Consider the following 14555-nt stretch of genomic DNA (forward strand, 5'->3'; position numbering starts at 1 on the left):
TCCTCAGCCCACCTCCCCCAGCCCGTACTCACCCATCGCATCCGTCAGCCAGTGCGCCAGATGCTCGGCGAACGAGGAGCGGGGCAGCAGGCGGTAGGTGTCGGCGGCATGGTGCCACAGGACGAGCGGGACCTGGCCGACGGCGGTGGTGACGGCCCGTCCCGGCGGGAAGGCGCGCGGATGGAGGTCCGGTGCGCACCCCTTCTCCAGGACGTCGCGGGCCGAGGGACCGTGCAGCTCCAGGACGGTGCGCTGCGCGGAGACGTCCACGATCTGGCCGGGGGCGGCGCCCAGTGCCTCGTCCAGGGCGGCGAGCGGCGCCGGTGCGCCGTCCTCCGCGACCAGCAGCCATTCGTCGGGCCCCAGCCAGAGCGCGGTGCCGTGGCCGGTGCGGGCCGTCTCCCCGCACCGGGTGGGCAGCGGTGCGCCCAGCGCCTTCGCCAGCCGGGCGCCGGCCGGGCCGTCCGGGGCGGCGCGCAGGGCGGTCATGGTGCGGCAGGGGAGTTCGGTGAGGGCCACCGCGCGCGGTCCGGTGACGGTGGCGGCGCGCAGTGCGCCGGAGAGGTGGGCCAGCGGGCCGCGGCGCAGCGCGGCGGGGCCCGGTGCGGTCGGATCAGCCATCACGCCTGGTCCCTTCGGGGTCGTAGAGGACGGGAGAGGACACCACAGCGGGCACCGGGGCGCCGTCGACGACGGCGACGACCTGGTCGCCGATCCGGTCGCGCCCGCCGGCGAGCAGCGCCAGTGCGAAGGGGTGCCCGAGCGCCGGACTGCGGTAGCCCGATGTGATGTGGCCGAGCATCGGCACCGGCCCGTCCTGCGGGGTGAGCGGGACACCCCGGTCGACGATCTGGGTGCCCTCCGGCAGCAGGGTGCGGCGGTCGGCGGGGATCAGCGCGACGAGGTGCCGGCGGTCCGCGCGGACGGTGTCCGGGCGGGAGAGCGACCGCTTGCCGATGAAGTCCTTGTGGCGGGAGACCACCCAGTCCATCCCGGCGTCCAGCGGGGTGACGGTGCCGTCGGTGTCCTGGCCGACGATGAGGAACCCCTTCTCGGCGCGGAGCACATGCATCGTCTCCGTGCCGTACGGGGTGATGCCCTCGGGGCGGCCCGCCTCCTCGACCTGGTCCCAGACGGCCTGCCCGTACCACGCCGATACGTTGATCTCGTAGGCGAGTTCGCCGGAGAACGAGATCCGGCAGATCCGGGCGGGGATGCCGGAGGCGAGGCGGGTCTCGCGGACCGCCATGAAGGGGAACGCCTCCCGGCCGGTGTCGAGGCCGGGCGCGAGGCGGGCGACGACGGCGCGGGAGCGCGGGCCGACGACGGCGACGGTCGCCCACTGCTCGGTGACGGAGGTGCAGGTGACGTCCAGCTCCGGCCACTCGGTCTGGAGCCACTCCTCCAGCCGGTCGAGGACGGCGGCGGCGTTGCCGGTGGTCGTCGTCATGAAGTACCGGTCGTCGGCGAGGCGGAGGGTGACACCGTCGTCGACGATCATGCCGTCCTCCCCGCACATCACGCCGTAGCGCGCGAAGCCGGGCCGGAGCTTCTTGAAGCCGTTGGTGTAGACGCGGTTGAGGAACTCCCCGGCGTCCGCACCGCGGATTTCGATCTTGCCGAGCGTGGAGGCGTCCATGAAGGCGACGCCCTCCCGCGCCGCCCGGCACTCCCGCGCCACCGCCGCGTCCATGTCCTCACCGGGCCGCGGGTAGTAACGCGGCCGCTTCCACTGCCCGACGTCCTCGAAGACCGCGCCGCGCGCCACATGCCCCTCGTGCATCGCGGTACGGCGCACCGGGTCGTACCGCGCGCCGGTCTCCCGCCCGGCCAGCGCGGCGAACGCGACCGGGGTGTACGGCGCCCGGTAGGTGGTGGTGCCCAGCGCCCCGGGCGAGTCCGCGCCCTGGAGCGCGGCGAGCACGCCGAGCGCGTTGACGCCGGAGGTGCGGCCCTGGTCGTGGCCGGTGCCCAGGGTGGTGTACCGCTTGATGTGCTCGGCGCCGCGCATCCCGGTGCCCGCCGCGCGGTGCAGATCGGCGACGGTCACGTCCCGCTGGAGGTCGACGAAGTGGGTGTCCCAGGCGGCCGGGTCGTCGCCGTCTCCGGGGATCAGCCACAGCGGCCGGACGGGCGCCGGGGCCTGCGGCCGGTGCGGCGGCGGGACGGTGGCGGCAAGGCCCGCGGCGGACGCGGCCAGCGCCCCGGCCCGGGCCCCCTCGGCGAGGCAACCGGCGGTGTCGTACGTACCGCGCACCGCCCCGGCCAGGTGCTGCCCGTCCACCGCCGCACCGGGCACGAACGCGGCGAGGTCCGCGTCCCAGCGCAGGGCGCCCCGGCGCTGGCTGTGCAGATGCACCACCGGGCTCCAGCCGCCCGAGACGGCCAGCAGATCGCAGGCCGGCGCCGAGCCGGGCCCGGCGGGCCGCCCCGCCGCGTCCAGCGGGCGGATGGTGACCCCGTCGATCCGCTCGGTGCCGGAGGTGGCGGTCACGGCGCTGCCGGTGAGCACCGGAACCCCGGTACGGTCGCGGAACTCCCGGGCCGTATCGGTGAGTTCGGGCCGGGAGTCGGCGACGGCGGCGACCGCGCAGCCCGCCGCGACCAGGTCGGCGGCGGTGGCGTACGCGCTGTCGCCGGTGGTCGCGACCACCGCGCGGCGGCCGGGCAGTACCCCGTGGTGGTGGAGGTAGGTGCGCACCGCGTGGGCGAGCATCACGCCCGGACGGTCGTTGTCGGCGAAGACCAGCGGACGTTCGTGTGCGCCGGTCGCCAGGACCACCTGCCGCGCCCGGATGTGCCACAGCCGCTGCCGGGAGACCCCGGCGGGCGCGGCCGCCCCGAGGTGATCGGTGCGCCGCTGGAGCGCCAGCACGTAGTTGCCGTCGTACGCGCCGAAGGCACAGGTGCGGGTCAGCACCCGGACCTCCGGTTCCGCGTCCAGCGCCGCGCGGGTGGCGGTGGCCCAGGTCAGGGCGGCGGCTTCCGGGCCGTCGCCGGGTGCGGTGGCGAGCAGGGCGCCGCCGGTCTCCGGGCGGTCCTCGATCAGCAGCACCCGCGCCCCGGCCCGGCCCGCGGCGGCCGCGGCGGCGAGTCCTGCCGGGCCCGCGCCGACGACCAGCACATCGGTGTGCACGTACTTCTTGTCGTACACGGCGGGGTCCGGCGTGGGGTCGAGGCGGCCGCGTCCGGCGAGGGTGGTGGCGCGCAGCCCGTCGTACAGATCGACGGTGGTGGCGGGCAGCATGCTCTCCGCGCAGGGGCCCTCGATCCGCAGGAGGGTGCCCGGGTCCTCGACGCCGGCGCCCACGACGCCGCGCGGCCGTCCGCGGTGGAGGGACGGCGCGGTGGCGGCGAGGCCGTGGGCGAGGAGCGCGGAGGCCACCGTGTCGCCGGGGTGGCCGGTCAGCTCCCGGCCGTCGAGGGTGAAGCGGAGGGTGGTGGTGCGGTCGATCCGGCCGCCGTGCGGCAGCCGGGCGGGCCGGTCGGTCATCGGCTCTCTCCGTCCGGTCGGGCCGCGGCGAGGCCGGGCCGTGGTGCGTCGGGGCGGTAGGTGGCGAGCACCGCGTAGGTGACGGTGTCCCGTACGGCGTGGAACCAGCGGCGGCAGCCGAGGCTGTGCACCCACCGCTCGGCGAACGGCCCCGCGGGGTTGTCGCGGAAGAAGAGGTATGCGGCCCACGCCTCGTCGTCGAGCGCCGCCGGGTCGGCGGGCCGCGCCACATGGGCCTGGCCGCCGTAATGGAACTCGGTCTCGTCGCGCGGCCCGCACCACGGGCAGGTCAGCTGGAGCACAGGGTCTCCTCTCAGTGGGCCACGGCGGCGGCGCCGTGTTCGTCGATGAGGGCGCCGGTGGTGAACCGGTCGAGGGAGAACGGCGCGTTCAGCGGGTGCGGCGCACCGGTCGCCAGCGTGTGGGCGAAGGTCCAGCCCGCGGCCGGGGTGGCCTTGAAACCGCCGGTGCCCCAGCCGCAGTTGACGAAGAGGTTCTCCAGCGGGGTGGCGCCGATGACGGGGGAGGCGTCGGGGGTGACGTCCACGATCCCGCCCCAGGTGCGCAGCACATGCGCGCGGGCGAAGACCGGGAACAGCTCGACGGCGGCGGCCATCTGCCGCTCGATGATGTGGAACGCGCCGCGCTGCCCGTAGCCGTTGTACCCGTCGACCCCGGCGCCCAGCACCAGTTCGCCCTTGTGCGCCTGGGAGACGTAGACGTGCACATGGTTGGACATCACGACGGTGGGGTGGACCGGTTCGTGGAGTTCGGAGACGAGCGCCTGGAGCGGATGGGACTGGACCGGCAGCCGGAACCCGGCCCGTTCGGCGAGGACGCTGCTGTGCCCGGCGACGGTCAGCCCCACCCGCCCGGCGTGGATCCGGCCGCGGCTGGTCTCCACACCGGTGACCCGCCCGCCGTCGGTGACGAACCCGGTGACCTCGCACCCCTGGATCAGATCGATGCCGTACGCGTCCGCGCTGCGGGCCAGCGCCCAGGCGACGTGGTCGTGCTTGGCGATCCCGGCGCGCGGCTGGTACGTGGCGCCGAGGACGGGATACCGGCTGGTCGGCGAGGTGTTGAGGATCGGGCAGACCTCGGTGATCTCCTCGGGCTCCAGCCAGTACGAGTCGACGCCGTTGAGCCGGTTGGCGCCGACCCGGCGGGCGGAGTCGCGGACGTCCTGGAGGGTGTGCGCGAGGTTGAGGACGCCGCGTTGGCTGAACATCACGTCGTAGTCCAGCTCGGCGGGGAGCGTCTCCCAGAGCTTGAGCGCGTACTCGTAGAGGGCGGTCGTCTCGTCCCAGAGGTAGTTGGACCGGATGATCGTGGTGTTGCGCGCCATGTTGCCGCCGCCCAGCCAGCCCTTCTCCAGGACGGCGACGTCCGTGATGCCGTGCACGGACGCGAGGTAGTGCGCGGTGGCCAGCCCGTGCCCGCCGCCACCGACGATCACGACATCGTACGAGGAGCGGGGCTCGGGGGTGCGCCACAGGTGCGCGGGGTGTTCCGGAAGGGGGGTGCTCATCCGGCGGTTCCCTTCGAGTCGCGGGGCGGACGGCGGTGGCACAGGGCCGGGCCCCCGCCGTGCCGCGCACCTGCGCTGCCCGGACGGACCCCTCTGACCTGCGCACTTTCCTGAAATTCAGCTGACGACCAACTGATATATCAGTAGCTTGCGGTAACGTAGGGGACCGATCGGGAGCCAGTCAAGGGGGCCGGATGGAGCAGCACCGGGTGGCGGAGTCACCCCTCGACGCGGGGGAGCCCTCCCTCGCCGAACGCGCCTACCGCGCCCTCCGCGACCGGCTGATCATGCTGGAGATCCGCCCCGGCGCCCCCATCAGCGAGGACCAGCTCGCCCAGTCCCTCGGCGTCGGCCGCACCCCCGTCCGCGAGGCCCTCAAACGCCTCCAGTACGAGCGGCTGATCGCCGTCTACCCCCGGCGCGGCACCTTCGCCACCGAGGTCAACATCACCGACCTCGCCCATATCTCCGAGGTGCGGCGGGAGCTGGAGCCGATGGCGGCGGGGCAGGCGGCCCGCCGCGCCACCGACGCCCACCGCGCCGCGCTCACCGCCCTCATGGACGAACTGGAGGGCGCCCCGGCCGCGCCCCGCACCCCCGGCGCGCTGATGCACCTCGACCTCCAGGCCCACCGCGCGGTCTACGCCGCCACCCGCAACCCATACCTCGAAGACACCCTCGTCCACTACGACAACCTCGCCACCCGGGTGTGGTGCCTCTTCGTCGACCGGCTGCCCGGGATGGCCGGACACATCGGGGAGCACGGACCGCTGCTGCGCGCGGTGGTCGCCGGTGACGCGGAGAAGGCCGCGGCCCTCGCCGCGGCCCATGTCGAGGGGTTCGAACGCGCCATCCGCACCGCGCTCTGACCGGCGCCGCGACCGGCCGCGCCGCCCCCGCGCTCAGGTCTCGTCGACCGTCGGGATACGGCCGGGCGGCTCCGGCTCGGCCACCATGCGGCGCAGGAAGTTGCCGATGAGGAACTTGTAGATCGCACCGCCGAGCAGACCGCCGCAGAGCGGTGCGACGATCGGCACCCAGAAGTAGAAGTTCCCCCACTGGTCCCGCCACGCGCCGCGGTACCCGGTGAGGAAACTGGCCAGGCGCGGACCGAAGTCGCGGGCCGGGTTGATGGCGTACCCGGCGTCCGTACCGAACGACATCCCGATCGCGACGACCACCAGGCCGATGAGGAACGGCGCCAGGTTCGCGCCGGGCGGTGCGTTCAGCAGATCGGTGAGGGCGAAGATCAGGATCAGCAGGACGGCGGTACCGATGATCTGGTCCCGGAACGCGCCCCACTCGTGGATCCCCGCCGCCGTCGAGCCGTTCCCCGGCAGCGTGGAGAAGATCGTCTGGGTCTTGATGCTGTGCGTCGGGTCGGCCCGCGCGATGACCTCGGTGTAGTTCCACCGCACCAGCAGCGCGGCACAGAACGCGCCCACCGTCTGGGCCAGCGCGTACGGCACGACCTTCGCCCACGAGAAGCCCTTGAACGCGGCGAGCGCCACCGTCACCGCCGGGTTGAGGTGGGCGCCGGACATCCGCGCCGCCACATAGGCGCCGAGCGTGACGCCCAGCCCCCAGGCCCAGGCGATGCTGTCGTGACCCCCGAGCCCGCCTTTGGGATCGGTCAGCGCGCCACCGGCATTGACCTGGGCCACCACACCGCAGCCGAAGAGGATGAGCACCATCGTGCCGAGGAACTCCGCGAAGAGTTCATGGGCCAGCTTGGGCGTGCGAGGCGGTGCGCTCATGTCGGCGTCTCCCCGGCGTTCGGCGGTCGCGCCCCGCCGGAGTGGAACGGGACGTCGCACGATCGTCATCAGCCTCCGGCCCCCCGCGCCACCCGGCCCGCCGCCCACCGCCCGGATGATCGCCCGGCCGGGTGACCCGCTGCTCCGTCCGGGCACGCCGGGTTGCGGGGCGACGGGCGCGCCTGAGGGGCGGGCGGCCCCGAACACGACGGTGGGGCGCGGCCCCTTGGACCACGCCCCACCGCCAGAGGGCTCGCGTCAAACGTTCCCGCAGGTCAGCGACCGTCCGCCGACCGGCGCCGACGTGCGTACGCCACCGCTCCGGCGCCCGCCACGACCAGCGTCGCCGCGCCCGCCGCGAGATACGGCGTGCCGTCGGAGCCGGTGTGCGCCAGCGACCCGCCGGTGACGCCCGCGGGCGCCGGGTGGTTGGGCGTCGGCTGCTGCGGCGTCGCCGGTGTGGTGGGCACCGACGGGGACGGCGACGGGCTGGGCACCGCGTTGTCCCACACCGTCACGGTCTGCCGCTCCCCGGACACCGCCTCGATCTTCTGCGGCTTCTTGTCGAGCTGGTACCCCTCGGGCGCCTTGGTCTCGACGACCCAGTACGTCCCGGCGGGCAGCTCGACCGCCTCGGACCGACCGTCCTTCCCGGTGGTGACGGTGGTGACCACCGCACCCGGCGCGCCCTTGTCGTCCGCCCGGATCTCGTACGTCGCCGGGGAGGTGACCGCCTCGCCCGTGGCGCGGTCCTTCTTCTCCGTGATGACCTCCGCGGGCGGCTGGAAGCGGATCTCGCCGGACGTCTTGAGCGGCTTGCGCTCGGCCACGAAGTACACCAGCCGCTGCATCGGCTTGCCGTGCACGGTGCGGTCGGTGTGCCAGAACGTCGGCGAGTTCACCGAGACCTCGGCGCCGAACGCCGCGCCCGCGTCCTTGCCCGGCTTGTCCGGCGTGAAGCGGAAGACCGCCCTGCCCTGCGCATCGGTGGTGCCCACCGCGCCGGGCTGCGCCGGGCGCGCGACGTTGGTCAGCTCCGTGGTGTTCACCGCGACGCCCTCGGCGGGCTTCTTCCCCTGGGCGACCTTGACGGTCAGCTCCTTCTCCTGCGGGGTGCGCTCGAAGGGGTAGGTCTTGCCGGAGCCGTCGACGCTCAGCGTGTACGGCGCCGAGTCGACCGTCAGGATCTCCTTGCGGAGCCGGTTGAACTGGTCGACGACCGGCGCCGTGTCCACCTTGGCGTCGCCGCCGTAGCCCGCCACCGCGCCCTTCGGCATGCCCTTGTCCAGCCACTGCTGCCAGGGGATCTTCTCGCCGTTGTAGCCGCTCTCGTCGATGCCGTCATGGGCGGCGAGTGCCCAGGTGACCAGCGCTGCCGCGGCCGAGGTGTTACGGCCCTCGACGGTGTCCGGCAGCTTGCCGTAGCGCGAGGCCAGCTCCGCCAGCCGCGCCTTGGTGTCCTCGGACAGCTGCTTGGGCGCACCGGTGCGGGTGTAGCCGTTGTCCTTGCCGTCCGGGCCGTAGAGCGCCAGGTCCAGACAGAGGGCGTGGCTGCCGTCGTCCAGGACATGGGTGCCGGTCCACATCGCGGTGTGCTTACCGGTCCGCAGATGCCAGCCGACGGCCCGGCCCTCGTGTCCCTCCCGGTCGGCGGCCGACGCCGCGGACGCCGGGAGCGCGGCGCCCACCACCCCCACCACCACGGACACCGCGCCCATGGCCGAAAGTCTCTTCATCCGAGCTGTACGCATGAAAGTCGAGCCCCCTCGCAAATTCGGGCCGCCCGCCGGGCGGCGCGGCCCCTCCCGCCCGCGCGGCCGCAGCACGGACCGGCGGCGGCCGGCTGGTCCCGGCCCCGCCCGGCTGCGGCGCGGACTGCACAGAAAAGTACCGCCATCGCGGTCATGTCAAAGGAACTTGGCACAATCAAGCCCATCCCGACCATGGCGGGCACAAAGCCGCAGCCCGGCACCGTCCGGCCCGGCCCACCCCGCCGAGCTGCGGACCTTCAGCCGCGCGCCGTGCCGGAGCTGCCCGGACCGCCGCCGCGGCCACCCGCGGGCCGCGGCGCTCTCCGCGATCGATGGCCAAAAGCCGCCCACGGCCAGGGAGTTGCGGCGCATCCGCCGCTCCGTGGGCGGGCTTCCCGGGCTCGGTCCGTGTGCCGTCGGCGGCGCGCTGCGCCGGTCAGTGCGGCGCGGTGCGGTGTCCGAAGAGGTGGCGGCGGTGGCGCGGTTCGCCCGCCGCCGGACGGTCGTGGTGCTCGGTCCGCGCCCGCCGCGAGGAGCGGCCCGCCCCGGCCACCAGCAGCCCGAGGCCGAGCACGGCCACCCCGCCGACGATCACGCCGAAGAGGAAGAGCGCGCCCGCGGAGCCCGTCAGGTGGTAGCCGAACACCTGGAACGCCATGAGGAGTTCGTGTCCGGCGCCGACGTTGCCGACCACCGCGGCGACACCGACGACGACCGCGGCGATCAGAAGGACGAGTCCGAGGATGACGAACATGAGGTGCTCCGATGCTGCGTTCCGCGTGGTCCCGGGCGCTCGGCCGTCGCCTACCAGTAGTGGCGCCGCGGCTTGCCGACGGCCCGTCGCCGGATTTCGGCGAGGTGCAGGGCGGCTCCGACGACGGACAGGCCGGCGCCCACGGCCCACAGTGCCGTGATGCCGGTGACCAGGCCGAGCACCAGAAGGGTCAGACCGAGAACGCTCACGACCACCTCCCGGCACTCGCTCGTACCGAGCCGTGCCCCGTGCCTGACTGGTACCCGACCGCAATATCGACAAACTGGTATGAAGTGGTGGAAATGGTCGAGGTGGCCGGTCTCGCGCGGCGCCGGGCCACCGGTACTCCGGCCACCGGTTCCTCACCCCGCGGGCGGCGCCTCGGCACTCCCGTCCGCCGTGGCGCCCCCCGGCGCGGCGTCCCCGCCCGGTGTGGTGCGGAACGCCGGATGGTCGTTCTCGATCTCCACCCGGATCCGGTCGCCGGGGGAGAGCGCCCCGTCGAGCACCAGCCGCGACAGCGCGTTGTCGATCTCCCGCTGGATGGTCCGCCGCAACGGCCGCGCCCCGTACTCCGGCCGGTGCCCGCGCCGGGTCAGCCAGTCGACCGCCTCCGGGGAGAACTCGATGGTCATGTCCTGTGCCCGCATCCGGCGGCTCGTCGCGTCCAGCAGCAGCGCGGTGATCTCTCGCAACTGCGCGTCGGTGAGCTGCCGGAACACGATGATCTCGTCGAGCCGGTTCAGGAACTCCGGCCGGAAGTGCGTGCGCAGCGCCGCCATCGCCCGCTCCCGCGCCCCGTCGTCCCCGTCCCCGCCCGACGGGCCGAAACCGAGCGTGCCCCGGCCGCCGCTGAGCGCCTCCGACCCCAGATTGCTGGTCATCACGACGACGGTGTTCTTGAAGTCGACGGTCCGGCCCTGCGCATCGGTCAGATGTCCGTCGTCCAGCACCTGCAACAGCATGTTGAAGACATCGGGGTGCGCCTTCTCCACCTCGTCCAGCAGCACCAGCGCATACGGATGGCGGCGCACCGCCTCCGTCAGCTGCCCCGCGTCCTCGTGGCCGACGTACCCGGGCGGCGCCCCGACCAGCCGGCTCACCGTGTGCCGCTCCTGGTACTCGCTCATGTCGAGCCGCACCATCCGGTCCTCGCTGCCGAACAGCGCCTCCGCCAGCGCCCGCGCCAGCTCCGTCTTGCCCACCCCCGTCGGCCCCAGGAACAGGAAACTGCCGATCGGCCGCTGCGGATCGGCGAGCCCCGCCCGCGAGCGCAGCACCGCCTCCGCCACCGCGGACACCGCGTCGTCCTGCCCGATCACCCGCGCGTGCAGCCGCTCCTCCAGGCCCAGCAGCCGTTCGCGCTCCTCCTCGGTGAGATTGCTGACCGGGATGCCGGTCTGCCGCGAGATGATCTCCGCGATGTCCGCCGCGGTGACCTCCACGATCCGGCCGTCGCCCGGTGACGGGGAGGTGCCCGCCCCGATCTTCTCGGTGAGCGCCGCGATCCGGTCCCGCAGCTCGGTGGCGCGCTCGTACTGCTCCGCCGCCACCGCCTGGTCCTTGTCCCGCGTCAGCTGCTCGACCTCCCGCTCCATCCCCCGTATGCCCGCCGCCTTGGTGCCCGACCGCAGCCGGACCCGGGCGCCCGCCTGGTCGATCAGATCGATCGCCTTGTCCGGCAGGAACCGGTCGGTGAGATACCGGTCGGACAGCTCCACCGCCGCCAGCAGCGCCTCGTCGGTGTACCGCACCTGGTGATGCGCCTCGTAACGGTCCTGGAGCCCCCGCAGGATTTCCACCGCGTCCGCCACGTCCGGCTCCGGCACCAGCAGCGGCTGGAAGCGGCGGGCCAGCGCGGCGTCCTTCTCGATGTACCGCCGGTACTCCTCCAGCGTGGTGGCGCCGATGACGTGCAGCTCACCGCGGGCCAGCGCCGGTTTGAGGATGTTGCCCGCATCCATGCCGCTGCCGTCCGAACCGCCGCCCGCGCCCACCACGGTGTGCAGCTCGTCGATGAAGACGATCAACGAATCGGAGTGCGCCCGCACCTCCTCGATGATGGCGTTCAGCCGCTCCTCGAAATCGCCGCGGAAGCGCGTCCCGGCGACCACACCCGTCATATCGAGCGACACCACCCGCCGCCCCGCCAGCGTCTCCGGGACGTCGCCGTCGGCCATCCGCTGCGCCAGCCCCTCCACGATCGCGGTCTTGCCCACGCCCGCATCGCCGACCAGCACCGGATTGTTCTTGCCGCGCCGCGACAGCACCTCGACGGTCTGCTCGATCTCCGCCGCGCGCCCGATCACCGGATCGATCCGCCCGGCCCGCGCCATGTCCGTCAGATCGTGGCTGTACTTGTCCAGCGTCGGCGTCTCGGGCCGCGGCGCGGCGCCCGGCTCCGGCGGGGGCGGCGGATGACCCGACGACGCGCCCCGCTCGGCGGCGTGCTGCGCCTCGATACGGAAGACGTTCAGGATCCGTCCCGCGGCCGAGTCCGGATTGGCCGCCAGCGCCTCCAGCACATGCTCCGGCCCGATGTACGTCGCGCCGGAGCCCAGCGCCATGTCGTGCGCGCCCACCAGCGCCCGCTTGACCGCCGGGGTCACCGCCACCCGCGCCTGCTGCGGACCCGTCCCCGCGGTGCGGTCGATGTCCGCGGCGAGCGCGTCGGGGTCCGCGCCGGACTGCTGGATGAGGCTGCGGGTCGGCTCCGCGGTCAGCGCGGCCCGCAGCAGATGCTCGGTGCCCAGCTCCGCGCTGCCGTGATCGGCGGCGTAGGTCGCCGCGGAGGTCACCAGATCGCGGGCGCCGGCGCTCATCAGCCGGGCGATGTCCGCCTGCATCGGTGCCCGGCTGGATCCGCCCGAACGGCCGAAGACGCGTCCCAGGAAGTCGCCGAACGGGTCCGGTTCGAAGCCCTCCGGGCCCATGAATCCGTCGCTCATCTGTGTCCGTTCCGCTGTCACGGTGCCGCGACATGCTGCCTGTCGGATCCGTTACCGGCCACCGCGGGCGCGCACACGCCGGACGGCGGCCCCTGCTTCAGGATCAGGGCGACCCGGGCGCTCCGCATGTGGACGGCGCACACCGCGCCCGATCCCTACGAACCGGGGCCGCCCCGGGCCAACCGGGCCGCGCGCTCCAGGACCTCGGTGAGCATCGGCGCGGTCAGCCGTCCGGTGAAGGTGTTGCGCCGGCTCGGGTGGTAGCACCCCAGGACGTGCAGCGGATCCCTGCCGTCCCCGCCGGACAGGGTCACCAGCCCGCCGTGCCGGAACGCCGGCCGCGGCCGCGGCAGCCGCCACCCCGCGGCCGCCAGCACCGGCCACAGCGCCTGCCAGCCGAACGCCCCCAGCACCAGCACCGCCCGCAGCCCCGGCGCCAGCAGCGCCAGCTCCGCCGCGAGCCAAGGACGGCAGGTGTCGCGCTCGGCCGGGGTCGGCCGGTTCTCCGGCGGCGCGCAGTGCACCGGCGCCGTGATCCGCACGCCGTACAGCTCCAGCCCGTCCCCGCGGCCCGTCGCCGTCGGTTGCGAGGCGAGCCCTGCGGCGTACAACGCGGCGAACAGGAAGTCCCCGGCGTCGTCCCCGGTGAACATCCGCCCCGTACGGTTCCCGCCGTGCGCCGCCGGGGCCAGCCCCACCACCGCCAGCGACGCGTCCGCCGGACCGAACCCCGGCACCGGTCGCGCCCAGTACACCTCGTCCCGGAACGCCGCCCGCCGCACCACCGCGACCTCCTCGCGCCACGCCACCAGCCGCGGACAGGCCCGGCACCCGGTCACCGCTCCGTCCAGCTCCGCCACGCTCGTACAGCGCGCCGCCCGGTACGCGGGGAATCCCGCTTCGGCCTCGTCCATCCCCACACCGTAGAACCGCCGCCCGCCTGGCGCCCCGCCGCCATCCGGCGTGCACTGGAAGACGGAACCGGGCGCGCGCCCCAGCCGCCCACCGCACCGCACCACCCGAGGGAGGCCACCAGGCCGGCAGGTTCCAGCCGCAAGCGGGAGCGCCAGTACGAGCACATCAAGGAGGGCGCCGAGCAGCGCGGGGAGTCCACCCGCCGCGCGAAGGAGATCGCCGCCCGCACCGTCAACAAGGAACGCGCCCGGTCGGGCGAGGCCGCCGACCCCGGCAAGGTCTCCCTCCGCGACCCGAAGTCCGCCCCGCAGCGCGGCGGCGAACGCTCCCACCGCGGCGCCCAGGGCCCCACCAAGGACCAGCTCTACGAGGAGGCCCGGAGGAAGAACGTCGAGGGCCGCTCGACGATGAACAAGGACGAACTGCGGCGGGCGTTGGGACGGTGAGGGCCACGGCGGGGCGCGTGGCGGGGGAGTGATCTGCCCCGCCGCGGGGACACGAACCGGCCCCGCCGGATCCGACCGGTCGCCGCACCCCGGTGTCCCGCCCCCACCCCCTACACTCGCCGGATGGCGAAGTATTTCGATGTGCATCCTGACAACCCGCAACGCCGCACCCTCGGCACCGTCGCCGATCTGATCCGCTCCGACGGGCTCGTCGTGTACCCGACCGACTCCTGCTTCGCGCTGGGGTGCCGGATCGGCAGCCGCGACGGCGTCGCCAGGATCCGGTCGATCCGTCAGCTCGACGACCGGCACCACTTCACCCTCGTCTGCCGCGACTTCGCGCAGCTGGGCCAGCTCGTCCAGATCGACAACGACGTGTTCCGCGCGATCAAGGCGGCCACCCCCGGCAGCTACACCTTCATCCTCCCGGCCACCCGCGAGGTGCCGCGCCAGCTTCAGCACCCGAAGAAGAAGACGGTCGGCGTCCGCATCCCCGACCACACCGTCGCCCAGGCACTCCTCGACGAGTTGGGCGAGCCGATCCTCTCCAGCACCCTGCTCCTGCCCGACGAGGAGGAGCCGCTGACCCAGGGCTGGGAGATCAAGGAGCGCCTCGACCACGTCGTCGACGCGGTCGTCGACTCCGGTGACTGCGGCACCGAACCCACCACCGTCATCGACTTCTCCGGCAGTACCCCGGAGATCGTCCGCCACGGCGCGGGCGACCCGGCCCGCTTCGCATAACCCCCACCGGCCACGGCGCCGCCCGCGGCACCGACAGCCGTGCCGGGCCTTCGGCCGCGGGCCGGGCGTGGCCCTCCCCTGGGCACCCCCGCTGCCTCTACGCTCGGCGCGTACGACCGCGCCCGGCCGACCCGGCAGGGCGCTCCGCCCCACACCCCAGGGATGTCCGGTCATGCAGCACACCGCAGTCACCGTGGAAGCACCGCGCGCGGACGC

General features: G+C 74.0%; 13 protein-coding genes. 3 read left to right on the forward strand and 10 right to left on the reverse strand.

Annotated elements, in window-relative coordinates; all coding sequences use genetic code 11:
• Positions 1 to 3: 3 nt before the first annotated feature.
• Genes ACZ4U4_RS26305 through ACZ4U4_RS26320 form a run of 4 tightly spaced genes read right to left on the reverse strand, consistent with a single transcriptional unit; the run spans position 4 to position 5024 of the window.
• Positions 4 to 621 (reverse strand): sarcosine oxidase subunit gamma, encoded by a 618-nt coding sequence (locus ACZ4U4_RS26305; protein ID WP_467878985.1) that lies wholly within the window; start codon positions 619 to 621, stop codon positions 4 to 6.
• Positions 614 to 3493: a 2Fe-2S iron-sulfur cluster-binding protein gene (locus tag ACZ4U4_RS26310; protein WP_467878988.1), complete on the reverse strand. Its 2880-nt coding sequence runs from the start codon at positions 3491 to 3493 to the stop codon at positions 614 to 616. The genes ACZ4U4_RS26305 and ACZ4U4_RS26310 overlap by 8 nt, the downstream gene beginning before the upstream one ends.
• Positions 3490 to 3795, reverse strand: a complete 306-nt coding sequence (locus ACZ4U4_RS26315; RefSeq protein WP_467878990.1) for a sarcosine oxidase subunit delta — start codon at positions 3793 to 3795, stop codon at positions 3490 to 3492. The genes ACZ4U4_RS26310 and ACZ4U4_RS26315 overlap by 4 nt, the downstream gene beginning before the upstream one ends.
• A gap of 11 nt (positions 3796 to 3806) precedes the next feature.
• Complete coding sequence (locus ACZ4U4_RS26320) at positions 3807 to 5024, reverse strand: sarcosine oxidase subunit beta family protein (RefSeq protein WP_467878992.1); 1218 nt, start codon at positions 5022 to 5024, stop codon at positions 3807 to 3809.
• Positions 5025 to 5218: 194 nt separating this feature from the next.
• Between ACZ4U4_RS26320 and ACZ4U4_RS26325 the strand changes: the two genes are divergently transcribed.
• Positions 5219 to 5893 carry a GntR family transcriptional regulator gene (locus tag ACZ4U4_RS26325; RefSeq protein ID WP_467878994.1) on the forward strand — a complete coding sequence of 225 codons (675 nt, stop codon included), beginning with the start codon at positions 5219 to 5221 and terminating at the stop codon, positions 5891 to 5893.
• Positions 5894 to 5926: 33 nt separating this feature from the next.
• Here the strand turns inward: ACZ4U4_RS26325 and ACZ4U4_RS26330 are convergent, their stop codons facing one another.
• The 6 genes from ACZ4U4_RS26330 to ACZ4U4_RS26355 form a co-directional block, all read right to left on the reverse strand.
• The gene (locus ACZ4U4_RS26330) at positions 5927 to 6781 is read right to left on the reverse strand and encodes an MIP/aquaporin family protein (protein WP_467878996.1); all 855 of its coding nucleotides are present in this window, start codon (positions 6779 to 6781) and stop codon (positions 5927 to 5929) included.
• A 275-nt stretch (positions 6782 to 7056) separates the two neighbouring features.
• Positions 7057 to 8499, reverse strand: coding sequence for a SpaA isopeptide-forming pilin-related protein (locus ACZ4U4_RS26335; RefSeq protein WP_467878998.1), 1443 nt, complete (start codon positions 8497 to 8499; stop codon positions 7057 to 7059).
• 469 nt (positions 8500 to 8968) lie between these two features.
• A complete protein-coding gene (locus ACZ4U4_RS26340) occupies positions 8969 to 9286 on the reverse strand; it encodes a hypothetical protein (RefSeq protein ID WP_467879000.1) in 318 nt (105 codons plus the stop codon).
• Positions 9287 to 9336: 50 nt separating this feature from the next.
• On the reverse strand, positions 9337 to 9495 hold the full coding sequence (locus ACZ4U4_RS26345; RefSeq protein WP_169749988.1) for a hypothetical protein: 159 nt from the start codon (positions 9493 to 9495) through the stop codon (positions 9337 to 9339).
• Positions 9496 to 9648: 153 nt separating this feature from the next.
• Complete coding sequence (locus ACZ4U4_RS26350; RefSeq protein ID WP_467879002.1) at positions 9649 to 12234, reverse strand: ATP-dependent Clp protease ATP-binding subunit; 2586 nt, start codon at positions 12232 to 12234, stop codon at positions 9649 to 9651.
• A 155-nt stretch (positions 12235 to 12389) separates the two neighbouring features.
• Positions 12390 to 13148: a uracil-DNA glycosylase gene (locus tag ACZ4U4_RS26355; protein WP_467879004.1), complete on the reverse strand. Its 759-nt coding sequence runs from the start codon at positions 13146 to 13148 to the stop codon at positions 12390 to 12392.
• A gap of 165 nt (positions 13149 to 13313) precedes the next feature.
• Here ACZ4U4_RS26355 and ACZ4U4_RS26360 point away from each other — a divergent pair, with 165 nt between their 5' ends.
• Both ACZ4U4_RS26360 and ACZ4U4_RS26365 read left to right on the forward strand, forming a co-directional pair.
• Positions 13314 to 13595 (forward strand): plasmid stabilization protein, encoded by a 282-nt coding sequence (locus tag ACZ4U4_RS26360; RefSeq protein WP_467879197.1) that lies wholly within the window; start codon positions 13314 to 13316, stop codon positions 13593 to 13595.
• Between the two features lie 123 nt (positions 13596 to 13718).
• A complete protein-coding gene (locus tag ACZ4U4_RS26365; protein ID WP_467879006.1) occupies positions 13719 to 14339 on the forward strand; it encodes an L-threonylcarbamoyladenylate synthase in 621 nt (206 codons plus the stop codon).
• The last annotated feature ends 216 nt before the right edge of the window (positions 14340 to 14555 follow it).

This window comes from Streptomyces sp. NPDC029159 (genome assembly GCF_055564055.1).

What these genes read in the sequence shown, in the direction of transcription:
- ACZ4U4_RS26350 (WP_467879002.1), bottom strand. Translation starts at nt 12,234, where the DNA reads ATGAGCGACGGATTCATGGGCCCGGAGGGCTTCGAACCGGACCCGTTC.
- ACZ4U4_RS26310 (WP_467878988.1), bottom strand. Translation starts at nt 3,493, where the DNA reads ATGACCGACCGGCCCGCCCGGCTGCCGCACGGCGGCCGGATCGACCGC.
- ACZ4U4_RS26325 (WP_467878994.1), top strand. Translation starts at nt 5,219, where the DNA reads ATGGAGCAGCACCGGGTGGCGGAGTCACCCCTCGACGCGGGGGAGCCC.
- ACZ4U4_RS26305 (WP_467878985.1), bottom strand. Translation starts at nt 621, where the DNA reads ATGGCTGATCCGACCGCACCGGGCCCCGCCGCGCTGCGCCGCGGCCCG.
- ACZ4U4_RS26365 (WP_467879006.1), top strand. Translation starts at nt 13,719, where the DNA reads ATGGCGAAGTATTTCGATGTGCATCCTGACAACCCGCAACGCCGCACC.
- ACZ4U4_RS26355 (WP_467879004.1), bottom strand. Translation starts at nt 13,148, where the DNA reads ATGGACGAGGCCGAAGCGGGATTCCCCGCGTACCGGGCGGCGCGCTGT.
- ACZ4U4_RS26335 (WP_467878998.1), bottom strand. Translation starts at nt 8,499, where the DNA reads ATGGGCGCGGTGTCCGTGGTGGTGGGGGTGGTGGGCGCCGCGCTCCCG.
- ACZ4U4_RS26320 (WP_467878992.1), bottom strand. Translation starts at nt 5,024, where the DNA reads ATGAGCACCCCCCTTCCGGAACACCCCGCGCACCTGTGGCGCACCCCC.
- ACZ4U4_RS26330 (WP_467878996.1), bottom strand. Translation starts at nt 6,781, where the DNA reads ATGAGCGCACCGCCTCGCACGCCCAAGCTGGCCCATGAACTCTTCGCG.
- ACZ4U4_RS26340 (WP_467879000.1), bottom strand. Translation starts at nt 9,286, where the DNA reads ATGTTCGTCATCCTCGGACTCGTCCTTCTGATCGCCGCGGTCGTCGTC.